Origin of the sequence: Propionivibrio limicola, from assembly GCF_009469695.1 — a bacterium.
Taxonomy (GTDB): Bacteria; Pseudomonadota; Gammaproteobacteria; order Burkholderiales; family Rhodocyclaceae; genus Propionivibrio; species Propionivibrio limicola.
In genome coordinates, this window is record NZ_SSSR01000010.1 from 26,590 (window position 1) to 39,878 (window position 13,289).

11 protein-coding genes are annotated in these 13,289 nt (G+C 60.3%); 3 read left to right on the forward strand and 8 right to left on the reverse strand.

Features of this window, described 5'->3' with window-relative positions:
- The first annotated feature begins 77 nt into the window (after positions 1 to 77).
- Positions 78 to 1,721 carry a carboxylesterase/lipase family protein gene (locus GH659_RS08660; protein WP_153111006.1) on the forward strand — a complete coding sequence of 548 codons (1,644 nt, stop codon included), beginning with the start codon at positions 78 to 80 and terminating at the stop codon, positions 1,719 to 1,721.
- Between the two features lie 386 nt (positions 1,722 to 2,107).
- On the opposite strand, the gene GH659_RS08665 is transcribed toward GH659_RS08660, so the two are convergent.
- From GH659_RS08665 to GH659_RS08680, 4 genes are all read right to left on the reverse strand, one after another.
- On the reverse strand, positions 2,108 to 2,953 hold the full coding sequence (locus GH659_RS08665) for a formylglycine-generating enzyme family protein (protein ID WP_211364168.1): 846 nt from the start codon (positions 2,951 to 2,953) through the stop codon (positions 2,108 to 2,110).
- On the reverse strand, positions 2,946 to 4,121 hold the full coding sequence (locus GH659_RS08670; protein ID WP_153111008.1) for a metallophosphoesterase: 1,176 nt from the start codon (positions 4,119 to 4,121) through the stop codon (positions 2,946 to 2,948). Before GH659_RS08670 ends, GH659_RS08665 begins: the two co-directional genes overlap by 8 nt.
- A 289-nt stretch (positions 4,122 to 4,410) precedes the next feature.
- Entirely contained in the window at positions 4,411 to 5,499 is a 1,089-nt protein-coding gene (locus tag GH659_RS08675; protein ID WP_153111009.1) for an alpha/beta hydrolase, read from the reverse strand.
- A 38-nt stretch (positions 5,500 to 5,537) separates the two neighbouring features.
- Complete coding sequence (locus GH659_RS08680; protein ID WP_153111010.1) at positions 5,538 to 6,695, reverse strand: iron-containing alcohol dehydrogenase; 1,158 nt, start codon at positions 6,693 to 6,695, stop codon at positions 5,538 to 5,540.
- Positions 6,696 to 6,862: 167 nt separating this feature from the next.
- Between GH659_RS08680 and GH659_RS08685 the strand changes: the two genes are divergently transcribed.
- Positions 6,863 to 7,834, forward strand: coding sequence for an AraC family transcriptional regulator (locus GH659_RS08685; protein WP_153111011.1), 972 nt, complete (start codon positions 6,863 to 6,865; stop codon positions 7,832 to 7,834).
- A gap of 71 nt (positions 7,835 to 7,905) precedes the next feature.
- On the opposite strand, the gene GH659_RS08690 is transcribed toward GH659_RS08685, so the two are convergent.
- From GH659_RS08690 to GH659_RS15040, 4 genes are all read right to left on the reverse strand, one after another.
- Positions 7,906 to 8,994, reverse strand: a complete 1,089-nt coding sequence (locus tag GH659_RS08690; RefSeq protein ID WP_153111012.1) for an alpha/beta hydrolase — start codon at positions 8,992 to 8,994, stop codon at positions 7,906 to 7,908.
- A 50-nt stretch (positions 8,995 to 9,044) separates the two neighbouring features.
- Positions 9,045 to 10,217 (reverse strand): aldo/keto reductase, encoded by a 1,173-nt coding sequence (locus GH659_RS08695; protein WP_211364169.1) that lies wholly within the window; start codon positions 10,215 to 10,217, stop codon positions 9,045 to 9,047.
- 67 nt (positions 10,218 to 10,284) lie between these two features.
- The gene (locus GH659_RS08700) at positions 10,285 to 11,274 is read right to left on the reverse strand and encodes an alpha/beta hydrolase (RefSeq protein ID WP_211364170.1); all 990 of its coding nucleotides are present in this window, start codon (positions 11,272 to 11,274) and stop codon (positions 10,285 to 10,287) included.
- Positions 11,275 to 11,374: 100 nt separating this feature from the next.
- Positions 11,375 to 12,184, reverse strand: a complete 810-nt coding sequence (locus GH659_RS15040; RefSeq protein ID WP_153111014.1) for a (R)-mandelonitrile lyase — start codon at positions 12,182 to 12,184, stop codon at positions 11,375 to 11,377.
- Positions 12,185 to 12,312: 128 nt separating this feature from the next.
- On the opposite strand from GH659_RS15040, the gene GH659_RS08710 reads away from it, so the two are divergent.
- Positions 12,313 to 13,284 carry a LysR family transcriptional regulator gene (locus tag GH659_RS08710; RefSeq protein WP_153111015.1) on the forward strand — a complete coding sequence of 324 codons (972 nt, stop codon included), beginning with the start codon at positions 12,313 to 12,315 and terminating at the stop codon, positions 13,282 to 13,284.
- Positions 13,285 to 13,289 lie beyond the last annotated feature (5 nt).

Here is a 13,289-nt window from a genome sequence, read left to right on the forward strand (position 1 = left end):
ACGAAAGTGACGTCAAGGGATGATCAATGCGAAAAAAGATGAAATGCGTCAATTCTACATGTGGGGGAGCATAAGAAATGTTTGAAATCAAAAAGGGAATACGCCAGATCACGGCGGGACTGATGGTCGCTGCGCTGGCGACAGCGTATGGCTGCGGCGGTGACGGCGATGACACCGATAGCAGTGCCGGAATCACCCCGCCGGCGCAGACGGTAGCTACGACGGTAGCGGTCGATAGCGGAACCATCGAGGGGCAGAAACTCGCATCTCAGGTCACAGCCTTTTACGGCATTCCCTATGCCGCGCCGCCTGTCGGCGAACTGCGCTGGAAGGATCCGCAACCGATCACTTGGACCGGAACAAAAGCAACCGTGAAGATGGGCAACGCCTGTGCCCAGGCTGCCGGAACGGCGGCCAATGGCGACACGATCAGCGAAGATTGCCTGTACATGAACGTCTGGGTTCCGCCCGAACTCAAGGAAAATGCAAAGGCCCCCGTTGTCGTCTATGTCCACGGTGGTGCATTCACAAAAAGCAGTTCGTCGCCGAGGCGTTTTGGCGGCGAACAACTGGCCAAGAAAGGCGTCGTTTACGTCAATTTCAACTATCGTCTTGGCGTCTTCGGCAACTTGGCCCTGCCTGAACTAACGGGCGAATCGCCCAACAAGGCGTCCGGGAATTATCAGCTTCTTGACATCATTCATGCGCTCAAGTGGATACAGCGCAATATCGCCAAGTTTGGCGGTGACCCGAACAACGTGACCATCAGCGGGCAGTCTTCGGGCGGCATCGAGATGGGGCTTCTCAACGTGAGTCCCCTAGCCAAGGGACTCTTCCACAAGATCGTCGCCCAGAGCGGCTGGCCTGGCCCGCTTGGCAATCCACCCAATCTAGCAACCCAGGAACAGAACGGTCTCAAGCTGATGCAGGCCACCGGTGCCAGCAATCTGGCCGCTCTCAGGGGCAAAACCATGGACGAGGTACTGACAGCCGCGTCCAGCTCGGCGCTTGCATCGATCAGGCCCATGGTCGCCGAACCGTGCATCGACGGTTACGCAATTCCCGACAAGCCCGACACGCTCTTCGCGGAGAGGAAACACAACGATGTTCCACTCATTGCCGGCTACACATCCGGAGAGAACGCGCCGACCACGGTGACAAGCCTTCTGACGGCATCGACGACGATCCCGGCCTACCAAGCAAACCTCCAGTCAATTTTTGGCGGGTACTGGGAAACCGTATATAACCTCTTCACGCCGGCATCGGATACGCCAACCGCCATTTCGGCCACGCTCTCCACACTCAAGAATGCGGCATCCTCGGGGCGTGCGTCGGTCTATCACGCAACCAACGTTGTTGTTAATGGCAATTCGCCAGCTTGGGTCTATATCTTTTCCAGACCACAGATCCCTGCCGCGACCGGTGTTGCCGTAGCCGCTCCACACGGTTCGGACAACCAGTTCTGGCACGGAGAACTCGACGCGCCGAATGCCGATGGGTCTACCTACATCCGTGACGCCAGGGACACCGAACTGGCCAACCAGATGACGGATTCCCTCGTGGCGTTTGCAAAAACGGGAAATCCATCCACCTCGGCCCTCTACTGGCCGCAGTACAACACCGTTCTTCGCAAACGAATGAATTTCGGCAATGCAAGTTCCATGGCCGACTGGGACAACGGCTTGGACTTCTTTGCAACTACCTGGCTGAACAACTATTGATTATTTCGGAAGTCCCGGACCGTTCATAGGGGCCGGGACAGGATGCAGCATTACAAGAAACCTCTGGCACAGCCAGAGGTGACAAAAAACATTTGCATAACAACAACGGGGCCAAGATGGAACATGAACATGAAAACAAAAAAACAAATTTTCTGAGGCAATGTCGAAAACATCACGTGGATATCGTTGCGCAGGACGGTACGACAAGCAGCAGACACATTTTCACGGTGATAAACAGCTGATTTTCAGGCCTTATTGCCACTTTTCCCCTGTTTGGCCGCCCTGTTCGCCCTTGGACTCGGCGGCCTTTTTCTATCCGGAAACGACTAGAGAAACTCTGTGGGAATCACCATCCCGAGCAACGTCTTCCGCGCCAGCTTATCCGGTTACTCCGACGTGCGCGCAAGACGGAAGCCGACGCTGATTCCTCTATAGTCGGGCGCATAGTGACGGCGAGACGCCGAGCGCCAGCCGTTCCCCGAGACATGCCAGCTTCCGCCGCGCACAACGCAGCCCCAATTTCCGCTTCTCGTCGTCGGTCCGGTTGGATCGGCGGCCGGGCTTTCCGCGTAATAACGCTCGCCATACCCATCCTGCGTCCACTCCCAGACATTGCCGTGCATGTCGTACAGGCCCCAGGCGTTCGGTTCCTTTTGCCCGACCGCATGGGTCGAGCCGGTTTCGAAATCTTCATCGAACCAGGCGTAGCGCGACAGGTTGCGCGCATCCGGGCCGAATGAGTAGGGCGTCGTCGTTCCGGCTCTCGCCGCGTATTCCCATTCTGCTTCCGTCGGCAGCCGATACCTGGCGTGGCCTTCTTTCTGGTTCAGGCGCGTGATGAACTCCTGCGCGTCGTTCCACGAGACCGTGGCGGGGTTGTCCGGCTTCCGCAGCCGTTCGGCCATGCCGGGTAAATGGTAAAAACTGTTCGAGCGGGGGAGGGTGAAGGGATTGGAGCTCATCACCGCTTCCCACTGGGCCTGAGTGACTTCGTATCGACCGAGATGAAACGGCCGGCTGATCGTCACGCGATGCTGCGGCTTCTCGTCGCGATTCGCGTCCTTGTCGTCGTCGGGCGAGCCCATCAGGAAGGAACCCGCGGGAATCAGCACGAACTCCATGCCGACCGAGTTCTTCAGCGGCCGTTCAGCGGCATGGCCGGCCAATGGGTGCAGCAAGGCGAGCCCCATGATCGGCAGGCCGAAGAGGGAGCGAATACGGCGCTTATCCATTGATCCCGGCCGGTTGCGCATCCGATCCGGCGCGCAGCACGATCTGCGTTATTTCGGCAGGACGGCCAAGACGAATCGGAAAACCGTTCCACAGCCCGGTGCCGTTGCTGACGTAAAGCTGCATGTCGCCAATCCGGTACAGGCCGGACACCAGTCCGTCGTTGGCGTACTGGGTGACGTAGTGCAAGCCGAGAACCTGGCCGCCGTGGGTGTGGCCGGAGAGCTGGAGGTCGACACCGGCCTCAGCGTTCTTCCGGGCGCCGTCCGGGCGATGCGCCATCAGGATGGTCACTGCGCCCTTGGGCGCCCCCGCCAGCGCGGCCGGGAGATCAGGCATCGGCCCCGCGATTCGCTCGGCCGCCCGGTCGGTGATTCCGGCAACGACCAGGTTCTTGCCCTTTTCATTGATGACGACATGCTCGTTGAGCAGCATTCGCAGGCCCAGATCGCCAAAGGTCGCCAGCCATTGCGGATGGCTGGCGTAGTACTCGTGATTTCCCGGGATGGCGAACACGCCCTGACGCGCCTTGAGATTCCGCAGGGGCGACACGTCGGGAGCGCGCAGCTCGGGCGTGCCGTCGATGAGGTCGCCCGTGATCAGGATCAGGTCGGGATTCAGCGCATTGGTTTTCTCCACGACGGCACTGACCCACGGTGCCTGCAACAAGCGGCTGGCGTGCAGATCACTCAACTGCACCACGCGCAGCCCGTCCAGTTCGGCGGGCAGGCGCGGCAGTGTGATTTCCACCGTGCGGACGTCGGGCACGCGGACCGACTCCCACACGCCGGCACCCGAAAGCGCGAGCGGCGCGAGGCAGAGCGCGTAGTTCAGTCGAGTGGAAAAAATCCGCGAACGCGGCTTGTGCAAGGGCACGAAGGACGCAACGGCGACGCGCTTCGGCAACACCAGCGCGCCGATATCCTTCAGGAACAGGAACGCCGCCAACAGGATGAGCGCGCCGAACAGCCACCCATGGAGCACCAGCACGCCAAACGGCAACTCGGGCGACGCAAGGGTGCCGAAGAAGGTGCGGCTGATCAGGTGATGCTGGGAAATCAGCACGATCGCCAACGCCAGCAACGCCTTGTGGCCGGGTTTCAGGGCGAAACGCGGGATAAACCGCCAGATGACATAGAGTCCGATGAGGCCGGTAAGAAAATGGAACATGAATCCTCTGCTTATAAAACCAAACAATTGGGCGGCCGCGCGAGCAGCAATCGATGTCCGAAATTCAGGATACGCGTAGAAACGATTCCGAACATGCCGGACTTTACCAAGAAGCGCCAACACGATTTTGAATCGTGGTCCGCATGGGCTTATGAACGGAGTTGAACAATCGAATCGGCGCACTGTTGCATTTTGACAGCCGACCGAATCCAAATAATCGGGTTCCCGATCGAGCCGAAAGAGGCCACCTGAAAGCGACTCCACAATCGCCCGGTGGCCTCCGCATTGCTTATTTCAAGTTTTTGCCGAAGAAATCCGCGATCTTGTCGAACGGGATTTTATCCACGCGATCGTACAGATCGACGTGGTCGGTGTCCTTGAGGATCAGGAGTTCCTTCGGCTGCGCTGCGGCCTTGTATGCATCTTCACTGAAGTAGCGCGAATGCGCGTTTTCTCCCGCAATCAGCAGCATCGGACGCGGCGAGATTTCCTTGATGTAGGTCAGCAACGGCATGTTCATGAACGAGATCGGCGTGGTGGCCGTCCAGGCACCATTCGAGTTCGGCGAGCGCGTGTGGAAGCCGCGCGGCGTGCGGTAGTAGTCGAAGTACATCCGGACGACGGGATCGGTGATGCCTGCCAGCGTCTCGGGCAGAATGCGCGGTCCGGCTGTCGGGCCGCCTTTCTCCGCGTCGGCCCAGCGCTGCTGGCTCATTTTCTCCAGCGCCTGGCCGCGCTGCTCCGGAGTCATCTTGTCGTAATAGCCCTTTGCCATCACGCGCGACATGTCGTACATGCTCGTGGTGACCACTGCCTTGATGCGCTTGTCCACCGCCGTGGCATTCAGGCCCATGCCGCCAAAACCGCAGATGCCGATGATGCCGATGCGGTTGCGATCGACCGAAGCATGCAGGCCGAGAAAATCCACGGCCGCGCTGAAGTCCTCGGTATTGATGTCGGGAGAGGCCACATTGCGCGGCTCGCCGCCGCTCTCACCGGTATACGACGGATCGAACGCCAGCGTGACATAGCCGCGCTCGGCCATGGTCTGCGCATACAGTCCGGACGATTGCTCCTTCACCGCGCCGAACGGACCGGTAACGGCAAGCGCTGCCAGCTGCTGGTTGCCACGGTTTTTCGGCAGGTACAAATCGCCGGACAGGGTAACGCCATAGCGGTTCTTGAACGTCACTTTCTGATGGTCGACCTTGTTGCTCTTCGGGAAGGTCTTGTCCCATTCCTGAGTCAGGTTGAGGGCATGGCCCCCGATTGAAACCGAATTGCTCTGCGCCAGAACAGCGGGGGCGCCGGCGCACATGGCGGCACAGGCGACGATGGCGCTTTGGATGAATTTCTTGCGGGAAAGCAGAGTGCTCATTGAGGTTTACTCCTGGGTGTGGCTATTAAAACGAGCGGCTACAGCGCGTTCTTCAGAATGGCCGTCACCACTTCCGGGGGGTAGGTCTCGGCGATGCCGAAGATGCGCACATTGCGCTGCACGTTCTCGACGATGGCCGGCAGGTCCGCTTCCTTGATGCCCAGTTGCGGCAGGCGCGTCGGCGTGCCGATCTTGTCGAACCAAGCTTCCAACGCGGCAATGCCATGCTCGCCGCCATCAACGCCAAACACGTTCCTGGCGAAGCGCTCGAACTGGGCCGGGTTGCGGTCGCGGTACCACTTCATCCAGCCCGGAACCACGACCGACAGACCGGCACCGTGCGGCACGTTGAACAGCGCGGAGAGCGAGTGCTCGATGGCGTGGTTGGGATAACTGAACCCTGCTGCACCGGAATACGTCAGGCCGTTCAGCGCCAAGGTCGCGGCCCAGGCGAACTGGGCGCGGGCGTCATAGTCCGCCGGGTCGGCCAGCAGCGTCTCAGTCGTCTCAATCACCGTGTTGATCAGGGATTCGACCAGGCGCGATTGCAGCTTCGGATGCACGGTTGCAGTGAAATACGCCTCGATCAGATGCGCAATAACATCCGAAGCCGAATAAACAAGATAGTCACGGGACACGCCCTGCATCAGCGCCGGATTGACGATGGACACCTTGGGAAACAGCGGCGCCGCCATGATGAAGAATTTTTCTTTGGTTTCATCATTGGTAACCACCGCTCCCGGATTCATTTCACTGCCGGTTGCGGCCAGCGTCAGGATGGAGAACACTGGTAGCGCAGACTTGATAGCGGCCTTGCCGACGAACAGATCCCACACGTCGCCATCGTGGCAGACGCCTGCGGCGATCGCCTTGGAACTGTCGAGCACGGAACCGCCGCCGACGCTCAGGATGGCGTCGACCTGATGCGCCCGCGCCAAGGCGATGCCCTCGCGCACTTTCGAGATGACGGGGTTACTGACGATGCCGCCGAATTCGACGAACTCGACGAGTGCAATGCCTTGCTCGGCCAAACTCTTGCTGACGACATCGAACAAGCCCTCGCGCTTGATGCGCTCGCTGCCGTAGCAGAGCAGAACCTTCTTGATGCCGTGTTCGACCAGATGCTGGCCGATCAACTGTTCCTTGCCGGTGCCGAATTCGATTTTGGTGGGGTTGAAGAAGGTGAAGTTTTCCATGGTGCTGTCCTCAGTAAATGTCAAAACGCATTTTTTGCGATCTAGCCCTCTGATCGATATACAAATCCAGCGCATTTCTTGCCTGATCCTCCACGACCGAGGATTGCCGGTTGGTATCGGCACATCGAACGGATATTCTTCGGGCAAGATTTGTTTGGAGATTTGCCATGCCGACTCAAGAACAGGCTGAACGACACGAAGCCGCAACAATCGACCCCCTGCGCGGGGCAATGCTTGAAAGCCTCGGGCGCAGGACGGTCGGCAACACGGACTGTCCGACGCCGATTTCGAGCCTTATCTTCTTCCGGCGCGAGATGCCGATGCCGCCGTGTATCTGCCTGGTGGAGCCGAGCATCGTTCTTGTCGTCCAGGGCGAGAAGCAAATGCTGGTGGGCGGCGAGGCCTACCCGTACAACGTCAATCGCTTCCTCATCACCTCGCTCGATCTTCCCGCCAATTCCCAGATAGTCACGGCCAGTCCGGAGAAACCGTGCCTGGGGCTGGTTCTGAAGCTCGATCTGCGCATCATGGCGGAATTGATCGCACAAGGCGGATTACCGTTGCCGGCGGAGCGTTCACACGATCGAGGCATTGGCATCGGGCTTGGCACGGTCACGCCGCTTCTTCTGGAAGCCTTCAAACGCCTGCTGGATTTGCTCGACGATCCCGGCGCGATTCCCGTGCTGGCGCCGCTGATCGAGCGGGAAATTCACTATCGTCTGCTCAAAAGCGATCAAGCCGCGCGCCTGTCGCAGATCGCCTCGGTGGGCAGTCAGGGCCATCGCGTCGCCAAGGCCATCGACTGGCTGAAAATGCATTACACCGCCACGTTGCGGATTGAAGAACTCGCCGCCCATGTGCAGATGAGCCCATCGAGCCTGCATCAGCACTTTCGCCAACTCACCGCCATGAGCCCTTTGCAGTACCAGAAGTGGCTGCGCCTGAATGAAGCACGCCGTCTGATGCTGAACGAGGATCTCGATGCGGCGAGCGCCGCGTTCGAGGTCGGCTACGAGAGTCCGTCGCAATTCAGTCGCGAGTACGCCCGGCTTTTCGGCGCGCCGCCCAAACGGGACATTGAAGGAATGCGGCGCCAAGCGGATAGCGCGGGTTCGTCTCGGGGCCTGGCTTCGGCTTGAAGGACTGGTCAGGATTCGCGTCAAAGCGGATCAGCGAACCGTTCGGGAGCGCTCGCCGAATTCCGTAAAGCTCAGTCCAGATGCTTGTCGGCGAGGAATTTCGACATGAGATCGGCAATCTGCACGTTGTTGAGGTCCGAGAACGGGAAGTGCGTGTTGCCGCGGATACCGATCTCCGGCAGATGCACCACCTTTGCATCGCCGCCGTGGCGGTTGATTGCATCCGCCCACAGTCGGGCCATGGCCAGCCGAGCGCGCCAGCCGTCCTGGCCTGGATTGGCCATGGGTTCTTTCGGGATGAAGTCGCCGTAGTAGATGATGATCGGGATTTTGGTGAGCTTGGCGAAGTCCGCTTGAGGCACCGCGACGGGTTCCAGCGCACCGGCTGAACTTGCCATCGCCGGCGGCACTTCGCCCTCCGGGAAGACAAAGCCGCTACCCGGTTCGTACGAGACGATGGATCGGATGCGCGGATTCTTCATCGCCGCGAGCCAGCCCATGCCGCCGCTGTGCGAGTGCGTGACCAGGATTCCGGGGCCGATCCGGTCGAGCAAGGCGGAGACAGCGTCGCTCGTCACCTTGGCGTCGATCGGACCGGTATCCGGCGTCATCGAACGAAAGTACTGATTCAGCGCCTCGGGATCGCGCGAGAATTGCACGCCCGGAAAATAGTCGGGCCATACGCCGACGCGGAACGTGTTGAACCACCGCTGATCGTCGGGCGTTGCGCTGACCGACGCGCCAACGGTGCCTCGGCCCGCCGTGCCGCGACGCGGCTGATCGATCAGGTAGGTGGCGAAACCTCGGCGCAAGAAGAGGTTCTGGTAGCCCTCACGGCCATCGGCGGTCGTCTCCCAGGTCTTGGAAAACTGCCCGAAGCCATGCCACATGACGAGCGGCAACTTTCTGGCGTTGACTGGCACCTGATAGAACACGCGCGCATGATCCCCGTGCAGGGTTTGCCCGCCGGAGGCTTCATTCAACGGATCGTAGCTGCCGGGACTCCGGATCACGGTGCCGCCGGCCGCAAAGCTGCCCTGTTCCTGAATCATCAGCGGCTTTGTCGCATCGCCCGGTGCGGCATGGGTCAGCGGCGATACCGACAGCGCCGCGAAGGCCAGCGTAACGAGTAGTCGAACACTCTGGCGTTTGATGTTCATGCAATTCCTTTCATTCGGGTTTCCCGATCGAGCGCAATCTCTCGCCGACGTTACTTCAGCGGTGCCTCGACGTCGCTGAAGGCTTGCACGGCCGGCGGCAGCCGTTCGCCATGGATCGTGATCCCCGCCAATGCCGCATTCAGCGCCGCAAGCTCGTCGGCGCCGAAGGTGACTGCCGACGCGCCGATGTTGTCGAGCATGTGCGCCATCTGGGTGGTGCCGGGGATGGGCACGATCCAAGGCTTCTGCGCCAGAAGCCAGGCCAGGGCGATCCGGGCCGGGGTCGTGTTCTTGCGTTCGGCCCAGGTTTTCACAAGCCTTACGAGCGCCAGGTTGTGCGCCCGATTCTCGGACGAAAAGCGGGTCTCTGTCTTGCGGAAATCGCCGTCGGCAAAGTTCGTTCCCTCGTCGATGGCGCCGGTAAGGAAACCGACCCCGACCGGGCTCCACGGCACGAAACCGATGCCCAGCTCCTCGCACACGGGCAGGACTTCCTTCTCCGGGCCGCGCCAGAACATCGAATACTCGCTCTGGACGGCCGTCACGGGCAGCTCGGCATGGGCACGGCGCAAGGTCTTCAGCCCCATCTCGGACAGCCCCCAGTGCAACACCTTGCCCTGGGCCATCAGATCCTTGATCGCGCCGGCCACGTCCTCGATCGGCACCTGCGGATCGACGCGGTGCTGGTAGAGCAGATCGATGCGGTCCGTGCGCAGGCGCTTGAGCATGCCCTCGACGGCGAGCTTGATATGGTCCGGACGGCTGATCAGCCCCGGGCCTCGCGCACCGGTCTCAAGATCGATGTTCCAGCCGAACTTGCTGGTGATCACGACCTTATCGCGGAACGGCGCGATGGCTTCGCCGAGAATCCGCTCGCATTCATGCGGGCCGTAGGCTTCGGCGGTGTCGAAGAAGGTGACGCCGCGTTCATAGGCCGTGCGGATGATATCGATCATCTCGGGCCGGGCGGGGACCGTCGTCTGGTAGGTGCGGGCCATGTTCTGGACGCCGAGGCCGATACTGGAGACTTCCAGTTGACCGAGTTTTCGCCGGGCGCTGATCTGCACGGTGGCGGTCGACCGACCGGAACTCGCCGACCCGGCCGCAGCTTGCGCTTCTACGCTCCCCAGCAGCCCGGAGCCGACAACGGCTGCGCCGGAGGCGACCGCCATTGAGGTGCCGATGAATTTACGTCTTTGCTCATCAAGTGCTGTTTTGCTCATGACGCACTCCTTTTTTTCATGGATTTCAAACAATGGGGCGCCTTATGCGGGTGCCCCAAGAATCGCCTCAGAGCGACTTGCCGTAGAACCGGGTCAGCTTCTCCACCGCCTTATTCACGTAGGGCTGTTTCCAGTAGGTTTCGATGTGCGTCGCGCCTTCGATCAGGAACAGTTCCTTGTCCTTCGCGCCGGTGGCCTTGGCGAACGCGTCCTCGGTCATGTACAGGCTATCGGCCTTGCTGCCGGCGATCATCAACAACGGTTTGTCGATCAGTTCGATCTGGTTGGTGGCATCGAAGCGCATCAGGTCCAGCAAGCTGCTCGTGGTGTACTTGAAGGTCGAGTTGGGGTGCGCGTGCGTCTTCCAGTAGTACTCGTAGCCCTGCCGGTACAGATCGAACGGCAATTTGGCGATCTGTTCGTCGGTCAGGTTGGCATCGCCGGAATAGAGAACCGTGCCGCCAGCCGCTTCCTGGGCGCGGGCTGCTGAGGCTTGCTGCAAGCGGGTCTGGATCGTGTTCAGTGCCGAATCGACGTAGCCATTGCGGCACACGCGCCCGGAGTTGAACATGCTTACCGTCGCTATCGACTTGAAGCGCTTGTCGGTTTGCGCCGCCGCGAGCGAATAACCGCCGCCACCACAAATACCGAGCAGGCCGAGGCGAGCGCTATCGACGCCGGCATACTGGCTGATGAAGTCGGCCATGCCGTGGATGTCTTCGATGCGGTGAGCAGGCTTGTCCACATTGCGCGGTTGGCCCCCGCTGGCGCCCTGATACGCCGCATCGGCAGCGATGGTGATGTAGCCCTGTTCCGCCAGACGCTGGGCGTACAGACCGGCGACCTGTTCCTTGACGCCGCCGTTCGGGTGGGCGACCACGATGGTCGGGTATTTCTTGCTTGGGTCGTAGTTTGCCGGCGTGTAGACGTTGGCGGAAATATCGAGACCGTTCAGCTTGTAAGCGACGGGTCGGACGTTGACTTTGCCTTTGACGTTTTCGGAGATCGCGCCCTCGTAGGCCAGGGTGAAGGGATTCTGCTTGTAGTCGGCGGCCATGGAAGCTCCAGATAAAGTACCCACAACGGCGGCAAATAAAGCCGCATTAATAAATTTCAGACTCATTTTTGGTTGCTCCAAAAAACGGAAGTTGCCGAAACTACTTCGGCTGAAAAACCTCTTTCGTCACCGAAACGGCCGTGACAGCGCTCGGCCATCCGGCATAGAAAGCCAGGTGCGTAATGACTTCGGCGATTTCTTCACGCGTCAAACCGTTCTGGCGGCCCAGCGCAAGATGGGAACGAAGCTGATCGGCACGATTCAGCGCAATCAGTGCGCTGACCGTTGCCAGACTGCGATCGCGTTTGGACAGCCCAGGGCGCTCCCAGACATCACCGAAAAGGACTTCGTCAGTCAGGTCCGCCAGCTTGGGTGACACGTCACCGAGCAACTGCTGGGCTCGTGAATTCTTTGCCGGCGCGGGTGCCGCTTTCGCATCGGCCATTCCGTACTGTTCGTCAGTTACCTTTTCGAGCCATTCGGCCGTCTTTCCATCGCGGCTTTCCTGAATGGCAATGTGGGTCATCGGTGTGCCGGGGACCGCGCCATGCCAATGCTTCTGGCCAGGTGGAATCGACACGACGTCGCCCGGCTTGATCTCCTGAATCGGGCCACCCCAAATCTGGATGCGCCCCGTTCCGGAGGTGACAATCAGCGTCTGGCCAACAGGATGCGTATGCCAGGCCGTGCGTGCGCCGGCATCGAACGTCACCTGCCCGCCGGTCGCTTTCGACGGTGCATTCGCCGTGAACAAGGATACGACGCGGACGTTGCCGGTAAAACGATCGTCGGACCCCTTGCTGATCGTGCGCGAGGCTTCTTGCGAGATGCTCGCCGACACCTGCGGCGGCGCTCCCCAAGAACTTGCGGAGAGCAACATCAGTATCAGGGGCAAAACCAGTCTTTTCATGGTGTCTCCTCGGAATGGGGTGAATGTGCAGTTCGCCACTTTATTGATTTGATAGGTGGCCAACTAGACCGCTATCCGTTGATAAATTAGAAAGCTACTATTGCGAATCAACGCACCGGAGCCCATCCATGCCCATCAACGAACTGCGCTCGATCACCACCTTTGTCCGCACCGCCGAACTCGGCAGCCTGCGCAAGGCCGCCGCGGTACAAAGCATCACGCCGCAGGCCGCCAGCCAGGCGCTGGCACAGCTCGAGCAACATCTTGGGGTTCGCCTGTTTCACCGCACGACGCGGAGCATGGCGCTGACCGAGGAAGGACAACGCTTTCTCGAAGCGGCGCAGCCAGCCCTGCTGGGTCTGCAACGGGCGATGCAGACGGCGAAAATTACGAAGGACGAAATGTCGGGACCGTTGCGAATCGTCGGGCCGCACTCGATGTTCGTGCCCGTGGTTGGCCCGGTCATCAAGGAATTCTGCAAGGCGTATCCTGATGTTCAGCCGGACGTCCAACTCGATGACCGCATCGGCAACTGGGTGGAAGACCGCGTGGATATCGGCTTCCGCATTGGCATGTCACCGCACGAAGGCGTCATTGCGCGCCGGCTATTTACCTTGCAATTGATCATCTGTGCGTCGCCCGAATACCTTCAGCGATGCGGCGCACCCGACAGCCTCGATGCGCTCGGAGCGCACAAGTGCTGCGCTTACCGCTCCACCAACAAGGGCCGCGTGCTTCCCTGGCAAGTCAAGATCAGCGACGCGGTCGTCGATCACCCTGTCGCCCCCGCGTTTTGCACCAATGACGAAGATATCGAACTGGCCACTGTCCTCTCCGGCGTCGCCATCGGCCAACTGGCCAGCGTCATCGCCGCGCGCCACATCCGCGCAGGTCGACTGGTCCCGCTACTGACCCGTCACGTCGCCGACCACGCCGGTTTCTTTCTCTACTACGGCAGCCGCGCCGCACAGCCGGTACGCGCCAGAGCGTTCATAGATCTGGCATTGGAACGATTGACCGATAGCAGCGAATTCGTCTTGAGCGAAAAGGAATTAGCGGCGGCGGAACGCAAAGGACGCAAGTTGCACAAGGCGAACTGATGCTC